General features: G+C 67.1%; 13 protein-coding genes. 5 read left to right on the top strand and 8 right to left on the bottom strand.

What is annotated here, in order from left to right; all coding sequences use genetic code 11:
• Positions 1 to 235: 235 nt before the first annotated feature.
• From RUGAMON1_RS29075 to RUGAMON1_RS29065, 3 genes are read left to right on the top strand one after another with little or no spacing between them, the layout of a single operon-like run.
• The gene (locus RUGAMON1_RS29075; protein ID WP_445233778.1) at positions 236 to 1075 is read left to right on the top strand and encodes an alpha/beta hydrolase; all 840 of its coding nucleotides are present in this window, start codon (positions 236 to 238) and stop codon (positions 1073 to 1075) included.
• Positions 1076 to 1111: 36 nt separating this feature from the next.
• Positions 1112 to 2344 carry a helix-turn-helix domain-containing protein gene (locus RUGAMON1_RS29070; RefSeq protein WP_445233777.1) on the top strand — a complete coding sequence of 411 codons (1233 nt, stop codon included), beginning with the start codon at positions 1112 to 1114 and terminating at the stop codon, positions 2342 to 2344.
• 48 nt (positions 2345 to 2392) lie between these two features.
• Positions 2393 to 3058, top strand: coding sequence for a Vgb family protein (locus RUGAMON1_RS29065; RefSeq protein ID WP_445233776.1), 666 nt, complete (start codon positions 2393 to 2395; stop codon positions 3056 to 3058).
• A gap of 6 nt (positions 3059 to 3064) precedes the next feature.
• Here RUGAMON1_RS29065 and RUGAMON1_RS29060 read toward each other — a convergent pair whose 3' ends face one another.
• Entirely contained in the window at positions 3065 to 3433 is a 369-nt protein-coding gene (locus RUGAMON1_RS29060; protein ID WP_445233783.1) for a nucleotide pyrophosphohydrolase, read from the bottom strand.
• A 162-nt stretch (positions 3434 to 3595) separates the two neighbouring features.
• On the opposite strand from RUGAMON1_RS29060, the gene RUGAMON1_RS29055 reads away from it, so the two are divergent.
• Positions 3596 to 4477 carry a head GIN domain-containing protein gene (locus RUGAMON1_RS29055; RefSeq protein ID WP_445233775.1) on the top strand — a complete coding sequence of 294 codons (882 nt, stop codon included), beginning with the start codon at positions 3596 to 3598 and terminating at the stop codon, positions 4475 to 4477.
• Here the strand turns inward: RUGAMON1_RS29055 and RUGAMON1_RS29050 are convergent.
• The 4 genes from RUGAMON1_RS29050 to RUGAMON1_RS29035 all read right to left on the bottom strand — a co-directional run bounded on the left by RUGAMON1_RS29050 (position 4461) and on the right by RUGAMON1_RS29035 (position 10032).
• Positions 4461 to 5471, bottom strand: coding sequence for an alpha/beta fold hydrolase (locus RUGAMON1_RS29050; RefSeq protein WP_445233774.1), 1011 nt, complete (start codon positions 5469 to 5471; stop codon positions 4461 to 4463). The two genes, RUGAMON1_RS29055 and RUGAMON1_RS29050, sit on opposite strands and share 17 nt — an antisense overlap.
• Positions 5472 to 5489: 18 nt before the next feature.
• The gene (locus RUGAMON1_RS29045) at positions 5490 to 6989 is read right to left on the bottom strand and encodes a methyl-accepting chemotaxis protein (protein ID WP_445233773.1); all 1500 of its coding nucleotides are present in this window, start codon (positions 6987 to 6989) and stop codon (positions 5490 to 5492) included.
• 26 nt (positions 6990 to 7015) lie between these two features.
• Positions 7016 to 9307 carry a putative bifunctional diguanylate cyclase/phosphodiesterase gene (locus RUGAMON1_RS29040; protein WP_445233772.1) on the bottom strand — a complete coding sequence of 764 codons (2292 nt, stop codon included), beginning with the start codon at positions 9305 to 9307 and terminating at the stop codon, positions 7016 to 7018.
• Between the two features lie 92 nt (positions 9308 to 9399).
• Positions 9400 to 10032 carry a GIN domain-containing protein gene (locus tag RUGAMON1_RS29035; protein ID WP_445233771.1) on the bottom strand — a complete coding sequence of 211 codons (633 nt, stop codon included), beginning with the start codon at positions 10030 to 10032 and terminating at the stop codon, positions 9400 to 9402.
• Positions 10033 to 10272: 240 nt separating this feature from the next.
• Between RUGAMON1_RS29035 and RUGAMON1_RS29030 the strand changes: the two genes are divergently transcribed.
• Positions 10273 to 11580 carry an MFS transporter gene (locus tag RUGAMON1_RS29030; RefSeq protein WP_445233770.1) on the top strand — a complete coding sequence of 436 codons (1308 nt, stop codon included), beginning with the start codon at positions 10273 to 10275 and terminating at the stop codon, positions 11578 to 11580.
• 95 nt (positions 11581 to 11675) lie between these two features.
• On the opposite strand, the gene RUGAMON1_RS29025 is transcribed toward RUGAMON1_RS29030, so the two are convergent.
• From RUGAMON1_RS29025 to RUGAMON1_RS29015, 3 genes are all read right to left on the bottom strand, one after another.
• Complete coding sequence (locus RUGAMON1_RS29025; protein ID WP_445233769.1) at positions 11676 to 11963, bottom strand: PsiF family protein; 288 nt, start codon at positions 11961 to 11963, stop codon at positions 11676 to 11678.
• 103 nt (positions 11964 to 12066) lie between these two features.
• Complete coding sequence (locus RUGAMON1_RS29020) at positions 12067 to 15420, bottom strand: DUF4214 domain-containing protein (RefSeq protein ID WP_445233768.1); 3354 nt, start codon at positions 15418 to 15420, stop codon at positions 12067 to 12069.
• A gap of 92 nt (positions 15421 to 15512) precedes the next feature.
• On the bottom strand, positions 15513 to 18638 hold the full coding sequence (locus RUGAMON1_RS29015) for an alpha-1,6-glucosidase domain-containing protein (protein WP_445233767.1): 3126 nt from the start codon (positions 18636 to 18638) through the stop codon (positions 15513 to 15515).
• Between the last annotated feature and the right edge of the window lie 87 nt (positions 18639 to 18725).

The following is an 18725-nucleotide window of genomic DNA, read 5'->3' as shown; positions in this document are numbered from 1 at the left end:
GCACCTATCTGACCCACGGGCTCTATGGCACTAAGTCTGATCAGCGTCACTCCGCCTGACCGCACCTACGTCCTTATTATCCGATGGAGATGCGGTATGCTCAATATACGAAGTCTGACAATCGGACACGAGCCCTGCCGTAGCGACCACTACGGCAGGGCTCGTGTCCGATTGTCAGACTTGACCCCGTTTTTTTTATGTGTAGCATGGCGCTATTGTTTATCGGAGCGCACGCATGTTGAAACCTATGGGCATGACCTTGCCGGAATATATGGCGCTGAGCGGTCCGGCGCCGACGCTGCACGTGGCCTACGGCGCGGCGCCGTCGCAGTTCGCGCAGCTGTTCCAGCCGGCCGGTGACGGCCCCTTCCCGGTGGCGGTGATCGTCCACGGCGGCTGCTGGTGCAAGGAATACGCCGGCATCTCGCAGATGCACAATATGGCCGGCGACCTGCAGCAGCAGGGCGTCGCGGTCTGGAATATCGAGTACCGCCGCTTCGACGAGGAGGGCGGCGGCTATCCCGGCATGTACCACGACGTCGCCACGGCGCTCGACCACCTGCGCGCATTGGCGCCGCAGCGGCGGCTGGACCTGGCGCGCATCGTGCTGGTCGGGCACTCGGCCGGCGGCCATCTGGCGCAATGGGCCGCCTCGCGCGCGCGCCTGCCGCGCAGCAGCCCGCTGTACGTGGCCGATCCGCTGTCGGTCCCCGTCGTCATCAGCCTGGGCGGCCTGGCCGACCTGCGCAACGAAGAACAACTGATCAAGACCAGCTGCGAGCGCGACGTGGTGCAGCTGGCCGGCACCCCCAGCGCGGCGCGGCCGGATATTTTCTCGGACACCTCGCCGGCCGAGCTGCTGCCGTCCGGCGTGCGCACGGTGCTGATTCACGGCGAACTGGACACCATCTCGCCGCTGCGCGCCGGCCAGGACTACGCGCGCCGCGCCCAGGCGGCCGGCGACCAGGCCGAAGTGATCGTGCTGCCGGGCGGCAGCCATTTCGACGAGGTGGCTGCCACCTCGCCGTCGTGGACCATCGTCTCGGCGCAGATCCGCAAGGCGCTGGGCCACTGACGCCGCGCCGGCCGTGCGCCGGTGTATGCTGTCGCCATGGATTCCCTGATCGCCGCCTCCGCGCGCGCCCTCGCAGCCGGTGACGCGCTCGGCGCCCTCAAACGCGTCGCCCTGCGCGACGATCCGCCGGCACTCGCCCTGCGCGGCATCGCCATGGCCCAGCTGGGCGAGCACGGACGCGCGCGCGAACTGCTGCGGCGCGCCGCGCGCGGCTTCGGCTCCCATGAAGAATTGTCGCGCGCCCGCTGCGTGATCGCCGAGGCCGAGGTGGCGTTGGCGGTGCGCGATTTCGCCGGCTCGCCGCGCGCCCTGACCGCCGCGCTGACCACGCTGGAGGCCCACGCCGACCGCGCCAACGCGCTGCATGCGCGCCTGATCGCGGTGCGCCGCCTGCTGTTGCTGGGCCGCCTGGAAGAGGCCGGAGCCGCGCTGGCGTTGCTCGACGCGCGCGGCCTGCCGCCGGCACTGGAAGCGGTGGCGGAACTGGCGGCGGCGGAACTGGCGCTGCGCTCCCTGCGCATCGCCCCGGCCCGCACGGCGCTGGAGCGCGCGCAGACGGCCGCCGCGCGCGCCGGCATCCCGGCCTTGCTGGCCGAGGTGGCGGAGGCGCGCAACGCCTTCGGCCGGCCGGCCGCCCTGCGCTTGGCCGCCGGCGTCGAACGGATGCTGCGGTTGGACGAGGTGGCCGCGCTGCTGGCCTCCGACACGCTGGTGGTCGACGCCTGCCGCCGCGGCGTGGGCACGGGCGCCGAGTGGCGCTCGCTGGCGCGGCGGCCGGTGCTGTTCGCGCTGGCGCGCGCGCTGGCCGAGGCCTGGCCCGGCGACATCGCCCGCGAAGCCCTGATCGAAGCCGCCTTCAACACCCGCGATCCCGACGACACCCACCGCGCCCGCCTGCGCGTCGAGATCGGCCGTCTGCGCGCGCTGGTCAAGGCCCAGGCGACCATCGAGGCCACCGCGTCCGGCTTCGCGCTCAAGCCGCTGGGCGCGGGCCAGGTGGCGGTGCTGGCGCCGCCCATAGCCGGCGAGCAGGGCGCGCTGCAGGCCCTGCTGGCCGACGGCGCGGCCTGGTCGACCTCGGCGCTGGCGCTGGCCATGGACGCCAGCCAGCGCACCGTGCAGCGCGCGCTGGCCGAGCTGGAAGCGGCCGGCCGCGCGCGGCCGATCGGCCAGGCGCGCACGCGCCGCTGGCTGGCGCCGCCGCTGTCGGGCTCCATGGCACAATTCACGACAATCTTGTTACTCCCTGCGGCGCTGCCGTTGGCATAAAGTTCTGTTGCGGCGCCGATCGCGGCGCACCAACCACAGGAGGCAGCAATGAACGCGAACACCAGATCATCCCAGCTTCAAACCAAGGCGCGCCCGGCCGAGATCGTGCGCGAGTACGGCCCCTTCGACGGCGCCGAACGCATCCACGGCGTCACGCACGACGGCCAGCGCGTCTGGGCCGCCACCGGCGCCCGGCTGATCGCCTTCGACCCGGCCAGCGGCGCCGCCACCCGCACGCTCGACGTCGCCGCCGACGCCGGCACCGCCTTCGACGGCACCTATCTGTACCAGATCGCCGAGCGGCGCATCGACAAGATCGACCCGGCCAGCGGCAAGGTGCTGGCCTCGATCCCGGCGCCGGGCGACGGCTACGATTCCGGCCTGACCTGGGCCGAGGGCAGCCTGTGGGTGGGCGAGTACCGCGACCGCAAGATCCACCAGATCGACCCGGCCACCGGCAAGGTCCTGCGCAGCATAGCTTCGAACCGCTTCGTCACCGGCGTGACCTGGGTGGACGGCGAGTTGTGGCACGGGACCTGGGAAGGGGACGACAGCGACATCCGCCGCGTCGATCCCGCCAGCGGCGAAGTGCTGGAACGGCTGGAGATGCCGGCCGGCGTCGGCGTCAGCGGCCTGGAATCGGACGGCGCCGATTTGTTCTACTGCGGTGGCGGCGGCAGCGGCAAGGTGCGCGCGGTGCGCCGGCCGAAGTGAGGACGGTCAGTACTGGTTGTACTTGCGGGCGTCGCCGCGCACCTGCTCGGCCGGATACTTGGCGGCGTTGAGCGCCATCTTCTCCAGCGCGGCGGCGTGCAGGTCGACGCCGCTCTTGTCAGCCAGCTGCACCAGGTAGAGCAGCACGTCGGCCAGCTCGTGGCGGATGCCGGTGCGGCGGGCATCATCGAGCTCGGCGTCGGCGCCGGTCTGCAGCCACTGGAAATGCTCGGCCAGTTCGGCCGCTTCCACCGTCAGCGCCATGGCCAGGTTCTTCGGCGTGTGGAACTGCTGCCAATCGCGTTCGGCGGAGAATTGGCGGGTCAGGTCGCGCAGGGCGATCAGGCTGTCGGCGGGGGCGGTCGGGGAGGTCATGGTCGTGGTGGCAGGGCTGGTGGATGCCGTCATGATAGCACCTGCTTAAGCACCGGCTTTGGGCGGCCTGTCCCCCGTTTTCTGCCGTTCGTCGCACGGCGCGGGCAACGCGCCGGCGGCGGCGCTACAGTGGCGTCACTATAACTTCAGGGACGTCCCATCATGCGTACTGCCATCTCCATCGCCGTCATCACCGCCCTCGCCACCCTCGCCGGCTGCGCCGTCATCGTCGTCCCGGACGACGGCAGCGGCAACGGCGGCGTGCGCTACAGCTCCGCCTTCGGCAGCTCGGCGGTGCAGGGCAACGGCCAGCTGGCCACCGAACGCCGCGACGCGGCCAGCACCGACGGCATCGACATCAACGGCCCGATGCAGGTCGAAGTGCGGGTCGGCGACGCCACCTCGCTGCAGGTGGAAGGCGACAGCAACCTGCTGCCGATGCTGCGCACCGACGCCAGCGGCGGCATGCTGCGCGTCTGGATCGACGGTAACATCCAGAGCGCCAACCCGCTGCGCGTGATCTACACCACGCCGCAGCTGCGCCAGATCGACGCCAGCGGTTCCGGGCGCCTGACGGTCAGCGGCTTGAACGGCGGCCCGCTGAGCCTGAGCCAGAAGGGTTCGCGCCAGATCCAGCTGTCGGGCAGCGTCAGCCGCCTCGATGTGCGCGTCAACGGTTCGGGCAGCGTCAGCGCGGCCGGCCTGCAGAGCGGCTCCACCGTCGCCAGCCTGAGCGGCTCCGGCCGCCTGGACCTGGGCCGCCTGAACGGCGACTCGCTCAACCTGGACATCAAGGGTTCGGGCGGCGTCAACGCCAGCGGCACCGTGCGCAGCATGAATGTGCGCCTGTACGGTTCGGGCAGCGCCGACCTGGCCGGCCTGACCAGCCAGAGCGCGGAACTGGTGTCCTACGGCTCCGGCAGCATCTCGGCCGGCGTCAGCCAGTCGCTGGTGGCCGATGCCACCGGTTCCGGCCACGTCACCGTGTACGGCAACCCGGCGCAGCGCAGCATCAGCGGCAAGCGCGTCAGCGTGATGCAGTAAGCACTGCGGCGGCGTCGGCGGTTTCGCGCTCGCCGCCTTCGTCTTTGTCTTCACCTTCCGCCGCCTGCGCCAGCCGGCGGCGGAACTCGACGTAATCCGCGGCGCTGCGGCGCGGCGCCTCCAGCATCGGCAGGTGGCCGATGCCGGCCATCAGGATCACCTGGTGCTGGCCGAACAGCGCGGCCAGCGTGGCCGCGCCGGACGGATGCAGGATGCGGTCCCGCTCTCCCCAGACGATCAGCGCCGGCGTGCGCAGCCCATGGTACTGCTGCTCCAGCAGCGGCGACGCCACCACCTGGCGCATGATCTCCGTATGCAGCGCGAAGTCGGCCGCCGCGCGCCGCGCCAGCGCGGTGCGCACCGAATACGGCAGGAAGAATCTGCGGTGTGCGGAATACGCCAGCAGCTGCGCGAAGTCGCGCTCGGCCGGCACCAGCAGCGGCATGGCGCCGCTGTCGCGATACCGATCCAGTACGGCCGAACTTTGCGCCGCCGCCGTGCCCGCCGCATCCAGCAACCACACGCTGGCCACCCGCTCGGGATGGCAGGCGGCGAATTGCGCGGCGATGTAGCCGCCCATCGAATTGCCCCCCAGATGAATCCGCCCCGGCGCATGGCGGTCGAGGAAGACCCGCAGCCGTTCGACCTGGTCGGCGATGGCGTAGCCGGCCTGCGGCGCGCGCCCGGCCTCGCCGAAGCCGGGCAGGTCGGGGATCAGCACGCGGTAGCGCGGCGTCAGGAAGCGGGCGATGCGGGTGAAGTTGTCCTTGTCGCCGGCGAAGCCGTGCACCAGCACCAGGACCTCGCCGCTGCCGCCCTCCAGGTAGGGCATGCTGAAGCCGGGCAGGGCGCCGTCGCGCCGCCGCAGGCCCGCGCGCCGGCGCTCCAGCGCCATGCCGAGGCGGGCAGCCGTCAGCGGCGCCGCCCGTTCGAACAGCAGAACCGCGGCGGCCAGCGCCGCCAGCATGAGGGTAACGGTATAAATGATATGCATCGTTGTGTGGCTCTCCCTTTAACGCACTTTGAAGAAGGACATGGAACTCTGGAGCTGCTCGGCCTGGCCGCTCATTTCCTCGGCGGTGGCGGCCAGCTGCTCGGAACTGGAGGCGTTCATCTGGGTGGTCTGGCTCAGCTGGCTCATGGCCGAATTGATCTGGCCTGCGCCCGTGGTCTGCTCCTCCGACGCCGCCGTGATCTCCTGCACCAGGTCGGAGGTGCGCTTGATGTTGGGCAGCATGGTGTCGAGCAGGGCGCCGGCCTTCTCGGCCAGGCTGACGCTGCCGCTGGCGACCTGTTCGATCTCCTGCGCCGCCACCTGGCTGCGTTCGGCCAGCTTGCGCACCTCGGCCGCCACCACCGCGAAGCCCTTGCCATGCTCGCCGGCGCGCGCCGCCTCGATCGCCGCGTTCAGCGCCAGCAGGTTGGTCTGGTAGGCGATGTCGTCGATGATGCCGATTTTTTTCGCGATCTCGCGCATCGCCACCACCGTCGAGCGCACCGCCTCGCCGCCTTCGCCCGCTTCCTGCGCGGCCTTGCCGGCCATGCCGTCGGTGACCTTGGCGTTCTCGGTGTTCTGCGCGATCGAGGCCGACATCTGCTCGATGGCGGCGCTCGACTCCTCGGCCGCCGCCGCCTGTTCGCTGGCGCCCTGCGACAGCGATTGCGCGGTGGCGCTGACTTCCTCCGAAGCGCTGGCCAGCGCCTCGGCGCCGTCGTTGACTTCGCTCACCACCCGCGACAGGTTGCCCACCATGGTGTGCATCGCCGCCAGCAGGCTGGTGGTGTCGCCCGGTTTGATGCGCACCTGCAGGGTCAGGTCGCCGGCGGCCACGCGGTTGACCACTTCGGCGGCGTAATCCGGCTCGCCGCCCAGCTGGCGCAGCAGTACGCGCGTGATGAAGGCGCTGATCAGCGCCACCACCACCAGCGTGCAGGCCGAGATGATGATGGAGGTGCGCATCGCCTTTTGCTTGAGCGCCGTGGCCGCGTCCGCGCCCTGCTGGCCCAGTTCGACGTTGTAGTCGAAGTGGTTCTCGATCGCGGTCTGCATCACCTGGATCTCGGGGCGTGCCTTGTCCAGCAGCGTGCGCGCCTTGTCGTCGTGGTTCTGGCGCGACTCGACCAGCACCGCCTCGATCTGCGGCTGCACCTTGGCCCACGATTCGCGCTCGCGGGTCAGGATGGCTTTGTCCTTGTCGTCGCTCAGCAGCTTCTCGTATTTATTCAAGTTGTCGTCGACGCCCTTGCGCATTTCCGTGATCTGGGCGTCGATTTCCTCGATCTTCTTGGGATCGTCGTTGAGCACGTGCTGGTTGATGCGGATGCGCATGCGCAGGAAGCTGTCGCGCAGCCGGTCCAGCGTGACCAGGCTGGGTACCGTGTTGACGGTTGAATAGTTGGCTGCCTCGTAGACGTCGCCCATCTGGTACTGGCTGACGACGGCCAGCAGCCCGATGCCGGCCAGCGCGGACCCGGCCAGCACGATCATTTTCTGCACTACGCTTAGTTTCATTGCTTGCTCCCCCGGTTATGCGTGGCTTATGCGGCGGCCACTGCCGTTTTTCCCTGCAATCGTTCGATCAGCGCCGCCAGCGGCATCGGCCGCGCGTACAGATAGCCCTGCATGCAGTTGCAGGCGTGGGCCACCAGGAAGTCGGCCTGCGCCTGCGTCTCCACGCCCTCGGCCACCACCCGCAGCCCCAGGTGGCCGGCCATCGCCAGGATGGACTGCACCAGCGCGCGGCTGTTGGCGTCGTCCGGCGTGTCCATGATGAAGCTGCGGTCTATCTTCAGTTCATACAGCGGCATTTTCTTCAGGTAGGCCAGGCTGGAATAGCCGGTGCCGAAATCGTCGATCGAAAAGCGCAGCCCCAGCGCCGCCAGCTGGTGCATGCGTTCTATGGTCTGGTCCATCTTGTCGATCAACAGGCCTTCGGTCACTTCCAGCACCAGCATGGCGGCCGGGGCGCCGGTGTCGGCCAGCGTGCGCTGCACCACCTCGACGAAATCGGCCTGGCGGAACTGGGTCGGGCTGACGTTGACCGACAGCGGCATGGCCAGCCCGGCGCGCTCCAGCTGCAGCACCGCCTCGCAGGCCTGGCGCAGCGCCCACGCGCCCAGTTCGACGATCAGCCCCGATTCCTCGGCCACCGGGATGAACACCGCCGGCGGCACCATCTCGCCGCTGTCCAGCGGCCAGCGCATCAGCAGTTCGCCGCCGACCGCGCGGCCGCTGCGGTCGACCTGGGCCTGCACGTGCATCTGCAGGCGGCCGGCGGCCAGCGCGGCGGCCAGGTCGCGCTCCATGGAGAGGCGCCGCTCGACTTCGGCCTGCATCGCCGTCTCGTAGAAGGCGATGCCGTTGCGGCCCTCGGCCTTGGCGCGATACATCGCGGTGTCGGCCTCGCGCAGCAGGTCCTGCGCGCTCTGGCCGCCCTGCGGCAGCATGGTCACGCCGATGCTGGCGGTGGAGTTGTAGGTCTGGCCTTCGATCTCGAAGTCCCGGCCGATGGCGGCGCGGATCTTTTCCGCCACGGTGGAGGCGGCGTGGGTGGCGCTGTGCAGCTCGTGCGACAGGTGGCCCAGCAGCACCACGAATTCGTCGCCGCCGATGCGGGCCACGGTGTCGGCCTTGCGCATCAGCTGCGACAGGCGCTCGGCGGCGTTGCGCAGCAGGGCGTCGCCGATGGCGTGGCCGCGCGCGTCGTTGATGGTCTTGAAGCGGTCCAGGTCGATGAACATCACGGCGCTGTAGGTGGCGCCGCGCTCGGAGCTGGCCAGCAGCTTGTCGATGCGGTCCATCAGCAGGCGGCGGTTGGGCAGGCCGGTCAGCACGTCGAAGAAGGCCAGGCGGTGGATATCGTCCTGCGATTTCTTGCGCTCGGTGATGTCGCGCTCGACCGCCACCCAGTGCGTGTTGACGCCGCCCTCGTCGGCGAACGGCACCAGCTCGGTCTCCACCCAGTACGGCTCGCCGGCCTTGGTGTAGTTCAGCAGCTCGGCGCGCACCGCCTCGCTGCGCGCCATGGCCCGCGCGATGTGCTCCAGCACCGCCGCCTCGGTGTCCGGCCCCTGCAGCAGGCGCAGGCTGCGGCCCAGCACTTCGCCGCGCCGGTAGCCGGTGCGGCGCTCGAACGCTTCGTTGACGAAGATGATGCGCTGGCCGCCCTCGCCGCCGGCGCCGTCCGGCTCGACCTGGGCGATCAGCACCATGTCGTTCAGGCGCGACACCGCGGCCGAGGTCAGGCGCAGCTCGGCGTTCAGCGCCGACAGCTCCAGCTGGTGGTCTTGCAGTTCGGTGAAGGAGCGCGCCAGGTGTTGCAGCAGCACGGCGCAGGACAGCGTCAGCACCGCCGTCATGAACATGAAGTTGAGCGTGATGATGGCGGCCTTGAGGAAGCCGTAGTCCGGCATGCCGTCGATGTGCAGCTGGGAGTTCTGTTCGAAGCCGACCACCATCACCGCCAGCCCGGCCACGCCCAGCGTCCACAGCGCCGGACGCAGGCCCAGCAGCAGCGCCGCCAGCACCGGGATGGCCATCAGGTAGATCTGGCTGACCGGCCCGACCTTGAGCAGCAGGCCGATGCCGACCACGAAGGCGACCATCAGGAAGTTGATCACGCGCACGGTGTAGGGCAGGCGGCGCAGGCGCCAGATGCCGGCCAGCCACAGCAGCGCGACGATGTCGATGACGACGATAGCCCAAATGCCTTCGCTGGCCGCCAGCAGGATGCTGGGAATGGCCGTGGCCGTGCCCAGGGCGAACACCACCAGCAGCAGCTTCGCAAAGATTTGCGCGCGCCAGTGCGCGATGTCGTTCGGCACAGCCACCGTGACAGCCTCCTAGGTGCGTTTGCGGTTCCCTATCGTCGATAGTACCCGCAATCTCCCGGCGTGTCAGTAGGGCAAGTTATGCCGCCGGCTCAGTCGCGGGCGTTGACGCTGCCGATGCCGGCCACCGATTTGTTGACGGTCTTCGGATGGCCGTAGTAGTCCAGTTCGCCCATGCCCTTGGCAACCGCGTTGAGCAGCTCGGTGGCGTGCACGCTGACGTGGCCCACGCCTTCGAAATTGACGTCGACCCGCTCGGCGACTAGCGATCTGGTATCGAGTTCGCCGACGCCCTTGGCGTTGACGCGCAGGTACTTGACCTTGCCGTTGGCCACCAGGTGGCCGGCGCCCAGGTAGCCGATGTCGAGGCGGTCGGTGTTGACCTTGTTGAGGATGGTTTCGCCCGCGCCTTCGACCTTGACCCGGCTCAGCGACGGCACCGTGATGGTGATGCGCGGCTCGTTCTTGCCGGACTTGAAGCTCTTGTCGGGCATGGTGATCAGCAGTTCATTGCCCACCACCTCGGTCTTGAGCGAGCCGACGAACTGGTCGTCGCCGCTGACCACCACCGACTGGGCCTTGCCCACTTCCACCGCCATGGCGAAGGCGCCCTTGGCGTTGATGGCGACGAAGGACGCCAGTTGGCGGGTCGATTCGGCGGCCGACGCGGCGGCGCTCAGGGCGAACAGGGCGGGGATCAGGACGGCAGCAGCGGTACGGCGCATGGAATTCCTCGGTGAGTTGTTAATTTAAACAGGATGAATTTTACTTAAGCTGGCCGCCGCTGCCGACAACTTTGCGATAAACGGTCAAAATCCGGGGATGTGTTGCATTATGGCTACGTTCAATGGTGGGCAAGAGGGGCGCGATTGAAGGCGGAATGAAAGAAAAGCGGCGTATGATCGCCAAAAGACCGGCGGACCCGATCCTCCCTGTATCAATAAAGTGACAAGCGCGAGACAGCCATGACTTCTTCTACCATCCCCCACTCCCAGCAGTCGCACTTCAGCACGGTGTTCCGCGTGGTCAGCGGCAACTTCATGGAGATGTTCGACTTCTTCCTGTTCGGCTTTTACGCCAACGCCATCGCCAAGGCCTTCTTCCCCAGCGGCGATGAAGTCGCCTCGCTGATGATGACCTTCATGACCTTCGGCGCCGGTTTCCTGATGCGTCCGCTCGGCGCCATCATCCTGGGCGCCTATGTCGACCGGGTCGGCCGCCGCCAGGGCCTGATCGTCACCTTGGCGCTGATGGCGCTGGGCACCCTGCTGATCGCCTGCGTGCCGGGCTACGCCGCGATCGGCTACCTGGCGCCGGCGCTGGTGCTGACCGGCCGCCTGCTGCAGGGCTTCTCGGCCGGCGTCGAGCTGGGCGGGGTGTCGGTCTACCTGTCGGAGATGGCGACGCCGGGCCGCAAGGGCTTTTATGTGAGCTGGCAGTCGGCCAGCCAGCAGGTGGCGGTGGTGGCCGCCGCCGCGCTGGGCTACGCGCTGAACCAGTGGCTGACGCCGGCCGAGGTGGGCGCCTGGGGCTGGCGCATTCCCTTCTTTGTCGGCTGCCTGATCGTGCCGGTGCTGTTCGTGATCCGCCGCTCGCTGCAGGAGACCGAGGAATTCAAGGCGCGCAAGCACCGCCCGGAACTGAAGGAAATCTTCCGCTCCATGCTCAACAACTGGGCGCTGGTGATCTCCGGCATGATGCTGGTGGCGATGACCACGGTGTCGTTCTACCTGATCACCGTCTACACGCCGACCTTCGGCAAGAACGTGCTGCACCTGTCGACCACCGATGCGCTGATGGTGACCTTGTTCGTCGGCGTCTCCAACTTCTTCTGGCTGCCGGTGATGGGCTCGCTGTCGGACCGCGTCGGCCGCCGTCCGCTGCTGATCTGCTTTACCGTGCTGGCGATCTGCACCGCGTATCCGGCGCTGCACTGGCTGGTGCAGTCGCCCAGCTTCGGCCGCATGCTGGGCGTGGAGTTGTGGCTGTCCTTCCTGTACGCCAGCTACAACGGCGCGATGGTGGTGGCGCTGACCGAGGTGATGCCGGTCGAGGTGCGGACGGTGGGCTTCTCGCTGGCCTACAGCCTGGCGACGGCGGTGTTCGGCGGCTTCACGCCGGCCATCGCGACCGGGCTGATCGAATACACCGGCGACAAGAGCGCGCCGGGCTGGTGGATGACGTTTGCCGCCGTCTGCGGTCTGTGCGCCACGCTGGTGCTGTATCGCCGCCAGGCGCGGCAGCAACAGCACTCGGCCGGCGCGACGGTCTAGCGTCGATTACCCCGCACCGCCAGGCGGGGTCAGACCCCGTGCGGGGTCTGACCCCTAAGTGGTGGGGCTAGCCTGCCGCGTAAAGCATGCGGGGTTTATTTGCTGCTCAGGCATTCCTTCATGAAGCCCTTGCGCTCGTCGCCTTTTTTGCCGGTGGCGTCGGCATTACATTTTTTCATCTTCTCCTGCTGGGTCACTTTCGGCGCCGGTGCCTCGGCCTTGGCGCTCAGGCATTCCTTCATGAAGGCTTTGCGCTCATCGCCTTTCTTGCCGGTCGCATCGGCGTTGCAGGTTTTCATCTTGCTTTGCTGGGCCGTCGGCTCGGCCGCGGAGACGGCGCCGCACAGGGAAAGGATCAGGCTGGCAACGAACAGTTTTTTCATTTTCATTTCCTTGAAAGTTGAACGGAAGGATGGACAGCGTTTGCTTGCCGCATCCAGACTATACGACAGTTGCCGCTAATCGGCCACGACCGGAGAGCGGCGCCTAGCCGGCGGCCGGAATGTATTCGAAGCCGTTGCTGATCTGTCCGATCAACGCGGCCTGGTTTTCCGCGCTGTCGCTGAAATACCCCAGGGCGTCGCCGCGGCTGGTGCCGTTGTGCAGTGCCTGCAGCCAGAACTCCTTGCCGCCGGCGTCCGGCGTCCGGTGCAGCACATTGCTGTACAGCTGGGTGAGGTAGGCGTCGTCGCTGAGGTTGCTGCCGTACAGTTGCTGGAATTCGGCGCTGTCGGCAAAGTAGCCGGCGGCGGCCATCATGCTCAGGCCTTTGTCCATCGCATTGATCCAGAAGCCCAGGCCGCCCAGGTCCGGCGCGCGATTGAAGGCGGCCTGGTACAGGCGGTAGGCCTGGCCGCCGACGCCGTTGACGTCGAGCGCGATGTTTTTATCCTGGAAAGACAGCCGCTCGACGCCGTCGAGGATGTCCTTGCCGCCGCCGAGTTTGCTGATCTCGGCGTGGCCGTCGTGCTGGACGATGTTGTACTGGGATTTGCGGTTGTTATAAATCGCAGTGTCGATGCCGGCACCGCCATGGATCGCGGCGCCGGTGGACTGGCCGAGCAGCAGATCGTTGCCATCGGTGCCTGCGCTTGCGGCGGCGACGGTGGTGAAGGTGGTGTGCAGGCCCGCAAAACTATTGCCGGCCATGTCGCGGATGGCGTTGGACGCAATATCCAGCGTGTAGCTGGCGCCGGGGGCGAGATGCCACTGCGTGGCCAGGTCCAGGTGGGTGCCGACAGTCCGGCCGGCCGAAGACTGGTCGAAGCCGACTTCCGTGCCGGCGGCGTCTCGCAGCACAATGCCGCTGGCGTCGGACACCTTGATCTGCTCGGTAAAGTCCAGCGTCAGGAAGTGATAGATGCCTGCGGCAGCACCGGTGGCGGGCGGCGTCGCCAGTTGCGGCGCGGCGTCCATCTTGCTTGCCGCCAGCGTGTAGCCGCCGGTGGCGTTGATGTCGGTGACGTTGGCATGCACGGCCAGGTAGTAGTCGCCGCTGCCGGCGGCCTTGTAGCCGAACGACCATCCAAACGCGCCGCCGCTGCGGACGAGCTCCGTACCATTGGCGCTGTACAGCGATACGCCGTAGCTGTATTTCGCATTCAAGCCCTGGCTGCCGCTGGTCAGCAAGTCAAACTGATAGGACTCGCCCTGCTGCAGGGTCACCTTGAGCATGTCGACGTCGCCGGCGAAATTGAGTGCGCCGTTCAGCCGGGCGCCGATCGCCAGGCTGGCGACATTGGCGTTGTCGCGGTAGTGGCCATAGTCGTCGCTGCCCAGCGACGTGGCGGTCAGCTTGTAGCCGTTGGCGCCATATTCCGGACGCTCGTCGACGGTCAGGTAAATGTCGCCGGTGTTTTTTGCAAGATAGACCTGGTAGGTGCTGTCGCTGTAGCTGAGGCGCAGGGTATCTACATTGAGCATAGTCTGCCGCGCGTCCGTGCCCTGCAGATTGGGCATCTTGGCGCCCGGCGCATGGTCCAGCTGGAATCCGTAGTACTGGCCCGCGACCACGGCAACCCGAAAGACGTCCTGGTCGCTGGGGACTGCCAGCATGCCGCTAAAGGCGACGCCCGGATCGAGCCGGGTCGCGTCGGCCGGCTGATTGCCGACGTCGTCGGGCGTGCCCAGTGCGGCGCTCACGATATAGCCGCCGGTTGGCTGGCCAGCCGCGACTTCGACGTAGTAGGTGCCGGCTGCGGCAGCGCGATACGACAGTTGCGGACCAGTGGCGTTGAGGTTGCTGTCCAATCTTGCCAGCACATGGCCTTGCGCGTCGACGACATTCATTTGGGTGTAGAAGGAGCCGCTCAACAATGCCGATCCCGCGGCATTTTTCAGCGACATTTCGTAGGTCGCGCCAGCCTTCATATCAATCGCGAACCAGTCGCGGTCGCCGCTGCGTTCCAGCGTCCCGCTGGCGCTGCCGTCGACGGCGAGCTTGCCGGCTGCCGTGGCGTTGGCGCCGAAATCGTCGGTCGGCGCGGTGGCGACCAGCGTGTAGGTGCTGCCTTTGTTGCCGGAGACGGTGACGTAGTAGTCGCCCGTGGCGTTCGGCGTGAAGCTGGTGTTGACCTGTTGATAGTTCGACGCGCCGATGACATGGCCGTCCTGGTCGGTGATCCTCAGCGAGGTGGAGGACAGGGCCGGTGCGGCGTTCAATGTCAGCAAGTAGGTGGTACCGGCCTGCAACGCGACTTTGACGACGTCGACATCGCTTTGGAAGTTGATCGAGCCTTCGATGGGGCTGCCCAGCGTGAGCTGCGTGGCGCTGGCCGCGGTGTCGCCATAGTCGTCCGGGACGGGATTGGATGCCTTGATGGTGTATGGACCGCGTCCGGCGTGCTGGTAGTTGTCGACCGAAACGATCACCGAATAGGTGGCGCTGGCCGTTGCGGTGAAGGTTAAGGTTTGGGCGTTGACCCCGTCAAATGAGGATTGCGAATCGGCGATCTGCTTGCCTTGATCGTCCAGGACGGAAAAGTGCAGGATATCTTCGTCGCGTGGATCACCCGATAGATCCAGCGTGTAGATTTTCCCGGCGGTCAACTGGATGTTGAAGCGGTCCTGGTCGAAAGCGTACTCCAGCTTGCCCGTGGCCTGGCCGCCAGGCGTCAGGACGCCGGCGCTGCTGTTGTTGGTGGAGTAGTCGTCGACTATGTTGACCGCGCGCAGCGAGTAGTCGCCCACGATGTTGCCGCCGACGGCGATAAAATAATCCCCGCTGGTAGTGAGTTCCAATGGGTCGTAACCATCGGCCAACTGCTTGCCGTTGACGTCATAGATCCCGAAGACAGTCGGCAGGACTGCATTTTTCGGATAGGTGAAGATGTAGTGCTGGCCTGCTTCGGCATGGAATTTGTACCAGTCTACATCGCCGGCGACGTCGAAGCGGCCGGTCACTGTGCCGCCCGGGGCCAGCACGCCGGTGGTATGGATATCCGCCGAAAGGCTGTCCGCTTGCTGGATCGCGGCGGAGACCGCGTAGTGGACATTGGCGGGCCCCAAGCCGGTGCCATACAGATAGTATTCGGCCGAAACGAAATAGTCGCCGCCTGCGGTCGGCGTGTATTGGATCGCCGGGCCGCTGTCGTTGCCGCCCATGCTCCAGTCTGTCAACATGGTGTTGTGGGCGTCGTATAGCCTCAATACCGCAGTGTTCAAATTGGCGTAGGAGCCGGGTGCCGACGTCATCGCGAATACATAGGTGGTTCCGGCATCCAGGTGGATCTTGAACCAATCGAAGTCTGGCTGGTATTCAAACGTGCCAAGTGCGGTGCCGCCGACGGCCAGCGTGCCGGTGGTGGACGGGTTGCTGCTGTAATCGTCGGTGTCGGACATGGGGTGAAGCGCGGCGCGTTGGAGAAGGTAAGCTTTTCATTTTAACATTTTTGTTACTCTGAAAACTCACCAATACCCACGCGCCGCCCGGCTTAGTCGGCGCTGGCCTCCTCCACGAACACCACGGCAGTGCGCGCGGCGACGCTGAACTTGCCGCCGGCGCTGACGTAGTTGCCCACGCGCGCGCTGCGGCCGCCGTCGGCGCCCAGCTGGATGCGGTGCACGCTCAGCTTGCGGCCCGCCAGTTCCGGCACGGCGATGCTCTTGCCGACCTTGTCGACGTTGAACAGCACCACCACCATCTTGTAGCGGGCGCCGTCGTAGCGGCTCGGATGCTGGCCGTCGATGCTCATGACGATCAGCCCCGGCACCTGCTGCGGCCCGGTGTTGTAGAAGCGCAGCCGCTCCGATACGTCCTGCGCCGTGCGCAGCCGGAACAGGCTGCTGTCCTGGCGGATCGCCAGCAAGTCGTTGACGGCGTTGCGGGCGCTGACGATGGCCACGTTGTCGGCCTTCAGCAGCGGGTTGGCCAGCAGCGGCGACATCAGCGGCCAGTTGTCCTGGTTGACGCTGGCCATCGGCAGGCCGACGCCGAAGTTGTTCGACTGGTAGCTGTAGTCGAGCTTGTTGAACCAGTCGCCGGCGTCGTAGCTGTCGCGGTCCATCGACTTCGAACGCAGGATTTCCTGGCCGGCGTGCAGGAAGGGCACGCCCTGCGCCAGCACGTTGATGGCCGCGCCCAGCGTCTGCACTTTCACGCGGTCGGCCATGCTGGTGCCGACCGGCAGCTTGTAGGCGTTCAGGTCGTACAGCGTCTGGTTGTCGTGCGCCTCGACGTAGTTGATGGTCTCGGCCGGATTGGCGGCGAAGCCCGCCTGCTGGCCGAAGTAGTCGATCTGCGAATTCTTGCGCAGCGTGCCGGTGCGGTCGACGAAGCTGTAGTCGCGCAGCGTGCCGGACAGGCCCACCTTGACCAGGTCGCCCAGGCGCAGCAGGTCGTCCTTGGTCTGCGTCGATTGCGCGTTCGGATCGGTGTAGACGCCGTTGATGAAGCCTTGCTGGCTGATCAGGCTGGAGCCGCTGTCGCAGCAGCCGCCGCCGCGCACGGTGTCGCGGATGCGGTCGTTGAACGAGCCGATGCCGCTGCCGAACATATTGGCCTGGCGCGCCTGCACGAAGCGGGCGTCGTTGCCGACCGTGCCGAAGTTCCAGGCTTCGCCGTACAGGTAGATGTCGCGCCCGGCCGCGCTGTTGACCGCCGTTTGCAGCTGCTTCATCACCGCCAGCGGCGTGAAGCCCATGATGTCGAAGCGGAAGCTGTCGACCTTGTAGTCGCGCGCCCAGGTGCTGACCGAATCGATCATCAGCTTGGCCATCATGGCGTTCTCGGACGCGGTGTCGGCGCAGCAGCTGTCGTTGGTGATGCCGCCGCCGGCGTTGAGGCGGTAGTAGTAGGCCGGCACGATCTTGTCGAGCACCGACAGCGGGCCCTGCTGCGAAGCGCTGGTGTGGTTGTAGACCACGTCCATCGTCACCCGCAGGCCTTGCTTGTGCAGGCCCTGCACCATGGCGCGGAACTCGCGCACCCGCACCGCGCCGTCGTTGGCGTTGGTCGAGTAGCTGCCTTCCGGCGCCGTGTAGTGGACCGGATCGTAGCCCCAGTTGAAGCAGTCGCCGCCGCGCGTGGCTTCCACCGCCGCCTGCTGCGCGCTGGAATCGGCGGCGGCGTTGGGGATGGCCGGCGTGGTGCAGCCGGCTTCGTTGACGCTGGCGTAGTCGAACGACGGCAGCAGGTGGATGTGGGTCAGGCCGGATTTCTGCATCAGGCGCAGGTGGCGCATGCCGTCCGAATCCTGGTCGGTGAAGGCCAGGTACTTGCCGCGGTGCGCGGCCGGCACGCTGGCGTCGTTGGCGCTGAAGTCGCGGATGTGCAGCTCGTACAGGGCGATGTCGGTCGGGCCGTCGAGGCGCGGCACAGGATGGTGGTCCCAGCCGTCCGGCTTGAGCGCGGCGCTGTCCAGGTTGGCGACGAAGCTGCGCTGGCTGTTGGCGTTCAGGCTGAACGAATACGGATCGGTGACGCTGTTGTCGACCAGCGTGTTGCCGGCCCAGCGCGACAACACCTGCACCTGGTAGGTGTAGTAGTAGCGGTTGACCCAGCTGGCGTCCGGCGCGGTGTAGCTCCAGACGCCGCTGGCGGCGTCGCCGCTCATGGCGCGGCTCAGCGTGCTGGCGCTGGTGGCGTCCGGGTACAGCTTGAGGCTGACCGACTTGGCGGTCGGCGCCCACACGCGGAAGGTCGGCACGCCGTTGCGGTCGTAGCTCAGGCCCAGCGTGGCGCTGGCGGCGGCCGGGGCGAACACGCTGTCGAGCATGCCGCTCATTTGCAGCGAGGTCACTTGCAACAGCTTGCCGTTGGCGTCCAGCTGGGCGATGGCGAACTGGTTGCTGGCCTTGGCCGCGATGCCGGCCGCGTCGGCGTCCGCCATGGTCAGCGCGGTGGCGCCGGCCAGGTGCGGATACTTTTGCTGCAAGGCTGCCGGCAAGGTTCCCGTGCTCAGCGCGATGCTGCCGTCGGCGCCGGTGACGCCGGCGCTGCTGGAGCCCAGGCCGCCATTGGCGGCGTAGTACAGCTTGTAGCTGCCGCCGGCGGCCGCGCCCGGCCAGGCCAGGGTCGAGGCCGACAGCCAGTGCGCGCTGGCGTTGTTGAGGTTGCCGTAGCTGATGGCCGGCGGCGCGTTGTAGACGGTGCAGTCGCCTTCCAGCATCCAGACTTCCTGGCCGTTGCTGGCGATGTCGGGACTGAAGTTGGCCGACTGGTCGTTGCCGCAATTCTTGTTGCCGCTGCCGTCGGTCACCAGGAACCAGATCGCCGACTTGCCGGTGTTGACGGGGATGTCGACGTAGCCGCCGAAGTCGTCGCTCTGGGTCATCATGAAGCGGCCGCTGATCCAGCCGGGGCTAGGGTTGACCGGGCCGTCCCACGAGTACACGCCCCACTGGCCGGCGTCGCCGGCGGCGCGGTGGAAGTGCATGCGAATGTTGGCCGGCGCCGGCGGCGCCGCCACGATGCCGGCGACCATCTTGCCGCCCAACAGTTTGGCGCTCGGGGCGGCGGTGCTGGCGCTGTCGCTGCCACCGCAGGCGGCCAGCAGCGCGAGTACGCCCGTGGCCGTGATAACTTTCAGATGTGAAACTAAACTACAGTGCAGTTTCATGCTGGTCTCCATATTTTTGTCGGTATTTACCTCCAATCGTCTGCGGACTGGATGGGTCTGTAATATTACTACTTAAAAAATGTGGAA

This window comes from Duganella rhizosphaerae (genome assembly GCF_040364205.1).
GTDB classification, from domain to species: domain Bacteria; phylum Pseudomonadota; class Gammaproteobacteria; order Burkholderiales; family Burkholderiaceae_D; genus Rugamonas; species Rugamonas rhizosphaerae.
Note: the sequence above shows the minus strand (reverse complement) of the source record. Positions and strands in the feature narration are given on the sequence as shown.

Bases quoted from the DNA above. Each gene is read 5' to 3' on its own strand.
- RUGAMON1_RS29075 (WP_445233778.1), top strand. From the start codon at position 236: ATGTTGAAACCTATGGGCATGACCTTGCCGGAATATATGGCGCTGAGC.
- RUGAMON1_RS29070 (WP_445233777.1), top strand. From the start codon at position 1,112: ATGGATTCCCTGATCGCCGCCTCCGCGCGCGCCCTCGCAGCCGGTGAC.
- RUGAMON1_RS29065 (WP_445233776.1), top strand. From the start codon at position 2,393: ATGAACGCGAACACCAGATCATCCCAGCTTCAAACCAAGGCGCGCCCG.
- RUGAMON1_RS29060 (WP_445233783.1), bottom strand. From the start codon at position 3,433: ATGACCTCCCCGACCGCCCCCGCCGACAGCCTGATCGCCCTGCGCGAC.
- RUGAMON1_RS29055 (WP_445233775.1), top strand. From the start codon at position 3,596: ATGCGTACTGCCATCTCCATCGCCGTCATCACCGCCCTCGCCACCCTC.
- RUGAMON1_RS29050 (WP_445233774.1), bottom strand. From the start codon at position 5,471: ATGCATATCATTTATACCGTTACCCTCATGCTGGCGGCGCTGGCCGCC.
- RUGAMON1_RS29045 (WP_445233773.1), bottom strand. From the start codon at position 6,989: ATGAAACTAAGCGTAGTGCAGAAAATGATCGTGCTGGCCGGGTCCGCG.
- RUGAMON1_RS29035 (WP_445233771.1), bottom strand. From the start codon at position 10,032: ATGCGCCGTACCGCTGCTGCCGTCCTGATCCCCGCCCTGTTCGCCCTG.
- RUGAMON1_RS29030 (WP_445233770.1), top strand. From the start codon at position 10,273: ATGACTTCTTCTACCATCCCCCACTCCCAGCAGTCGCACTTCAGCACG.
- RUGAMON1_RS29025 (WP_445233769.1), bottom strand. From the start codon at position 11,963: ATGAAAAAACTGTTCGTTGCCAGCCTGATCCTTTCCCTGTGCGGCGCC.
- RUGAMON1_RS29020 (WP_445233768.1), bottom strand. From the start codon at position 15,420: ATGTCCGACACCGACGATTACAGCAGCAACCCGTCCACCACCGGCACG.
- RUGAMON1_RS29015 (WP_445233767.1), bottom strand. From the start codon at position 18,638: ATGAAACTGCACTGTAGTTTAGTTTCACATCTGAAAGTTATCACGGCC.